The sequence below is a fragment of the Microcystis sp. M165S2 genome (assembly GCF_020245885.1).
Classification (GTDB): Bacteria; Cyanobacteriota; Cyanobacteriia; order Cyanobacteriales; family Microcystaceae; genus Microcystis.
This window is the reverse complement of record NZ_JADBTZ010000425.1, coordinates 1-2688: the sequence shown is the minus strand read 5'-3', so window position 1 is coordinate 2688 and position 2688 is coordinate 1. Positions and strand designations below refer to the sequence as shown.

2 protein-coding genes are annotated in these 2688 nt (G+C 43.6%); one reads left to right on the top strand and one right to left on the bottom strand.

Translation table 11 applies throughout. From position 1 onward, the window contains the following. Positions 1 to 397 precede the first annotated feature (397 nt). Positions 398 to 559 (bottom strand): CAB/ELIP/HLIP family chlorophyll-binding protein, encoded by a 162-nt coding sequence (locus IM479_RS21055; protein WP_487353236.1) that lies wholly within the window; start codon positions 557 to 559, stop codon positions 398 to 400. Between the two features lie 258 nt (positions 560 to 817). Between IM479_RS21055 and IM479_RS21050 the strand changes: the two genes are divergently transcribed. Further along, positions 818 to 2380, top strand: coding sequence for a B12-binding domain-containing radical SAM protein (locus tag IM479_RS21050; RefSeq protein ID WP_287078435.1), 1563 nt, complete (start codon positions 818 to 820; stop codon positions 2378 to 2380). Positions 2381 to 2688: the final 308 nt, after the last annotated feature.

Below are 2688 nucleotides of genomic sequence, written 5' to 3'. Positions count from 1 at the left end.
TAACTTTAAACTCTAAGACAAACATTTTACGCAGGGGGTACTTAGATAAAATCAGTATAGCACAATAAAAGTTAAGTTAACAAGCTATAGTTTAAAAAGCCGTCCTAAAAGGACGGGGCTTTAACCCAAAATTTCGGTAAGCGATTTTCCGGTACATCATCTACCGCCAGGATGCGATCGCTTAAGGGCATTTTTAATTTTAACTGGCAACAATACCAAATCCGTTTTTAATAGTGTGGTTAACTGCCAAGTTATGGATTGTTTCTCCCTGCTCCGACGATCCTCAGTCCCCAATCCCCAGCCTGCCTGCAACTAAAGTAGGGAAAGAGCTATGCTCCCCCCCTTTTTTGATAATTTATTCAAGACGATTGTAGATGCACAGCAATCGAGGCTGAAATTACATTAAGCCTAATTGAGCAAGGATGCCTTTGTGGGTTAAGTATTCCGTAGCTACGCCAATAACGAAACCGAGCATGGCTAAACGACCATTCCAGTTTTCAGCGAAAGCGGTGAAGCCGAGTTTGTTTTCTTGCTTATCCATGGTGAATTGCCTTCCTATAATAAAATTGCGTTTGATTCAAGTGCTTGATATTAAATGTAACATAACTTCCCAAACTATGCAACATTTATTTACATAAATTTTATTAATGTTGACCATAAACTTTTATGGGGGCAGGGTCAAGGGTGGGCAATGGCGGCCGAAAATCAAGCCTGATCTTAGTTCTAGGGCTAAATAACGGTTTTCCCATCCCTGACCGAAAAAGATTACAATCAAGCGAAAGGTCAAGAATCGATCGCCATCGAGCGAGGAGTGAATATGCGCGCCTTACTGATTTATCCCGTTTTTCCGCCGACTTTCTGGTCTTATAACAAAATTCTGGAATTAGTCGATCGCAAAGTCTTACTTCCTCCCCTTGGTATGGTGACGGTGGCGGCGATTTTACCGCAGGAATGGGAATTTAAACTGGTCGATCGCAATATTCGGGCGGTGACAGAAGCAGAATGGGACTGGGCCGAAATAGTCATTCTTTCCGGCATGATTGTCCAACGTCAAGATTTAATCGAGCAAATTCACGAAGCCAAGCAACGGGGTAAACTGGTGGCCGTGGGTGGTCCCTATCCCACTTCTATCCCCCACGAAGTGGCCGAGGCCGATTTTCTGATTCTCGATGAGGGAGAAATCACCATCCCGATGTTTGTGGAAGCATTGGCAAAAGGAGAAACCAAAGGTGTTTTCCGCACCACAGAAAAACCAGATGTGACAATTACCCCGATCCCACGCTACGATCTGCTCGATTTTGAAGCTTATGATTCCATGTCGGTACAATTCTCGCGGGGATGTCCCTTCCAGTGCGAATTTTGCGATATTATCGTTCTCTACGGTCGTAAACCCCGCACCAAAACCCCTGCACAATTATTAAAAGAATTAGATTATCTCTACGAGTTAGGTTGGCGCCGGGGCGTGTTCATGGTGGATGATAATTTTATTGGCAACAAGCGCAACGTTAAATTACTCCTCAAAGAATTAAAGGTTTGGCAAGAAGAACACCAGTATCCTTTCCGGTTTAACACGGAAGCATCGGTGGATTTGGCCGCCGATCTCGAATTAATGGAAATGATGGTTGATTGTTATTTTGATGCGGTCTTTTTAGGTATTGAAACCCCCGACGAAGAAAGTTTACAATTAACCAAAAAATTCCAAAATACCCGTAGTTCGTTAACCGAGACGGTAGAAAAGATTATTAAAGCTGGATTGCGCCCTATGGCGGGATTTATCATCGGTTTTGATGGCGAGAAAAAAGGTGCGGCCGATCGCATTATTAATTTTGTCGAAGAAGCGGCCATTCCCACGGCTCTATTCGGAATGTTACAAGCTTTACCCAATACCGCCCTATGGACTCGCTTGGAAAAAGAAGGACGACTACGATTAACGGGGAAACAGGACATTAACCAAAGTACCCTAATGAATTTCGTTCCCACCCGGCCGATCGAAGATATTGCCACAGAATATATTGAAGCCTTCTGGAAATTGTACGATCCGGAGGTATTTCTCGATCGCACCTATCGCTGTTTCCTGAAATTAGGGGCACCTAAAGCTAAACCTGCCTTTAAACTGCCTCGCCGGGCTGATATCTATGCCCTAGCGGTAATTATCTGGCGACAGGGCTTTAAACGTTCCACTCGCTGGAAATTCTGGCAGAATTTATTCGGTATTTTGCGCCATAATCCCGCCAATGCCGAACACTATATCACTGTCTGCGCCCACAACGAGCATTTCCTGGAATACCGTCAGATTGTCCGGGATGAAATTATGGCACAATTAGCCGAATTTCAACGCCAAGAGGCATTAACAGCAGAAAAAACAGCCATAGCGGCCTAATTATTCCGAGGATGGGTTTATTTACCCATCCTTAATATTTTCTGTCCTGATGGTGGACGATCGATAAATCAATCAGTAGTCGTGCAAAATTAATTTCTTGGTTAGGATAGGCACTCATGCAAAAGGCAAGAGGCACTCATGCAAAAGGCAAAAGCTTTATCGAAATGTGTAATTAGGGTCTGCTGAATAAATCTAAAAACCTTGTTGGGTAAGACTTTTAGACTTTTTGTCAATCAAAAAGTACCAGGCATGGGAGTGATCAGGGGGAAAATTCAGGTACTTTTTCCCTGAAAATTAGGTAGTTGACC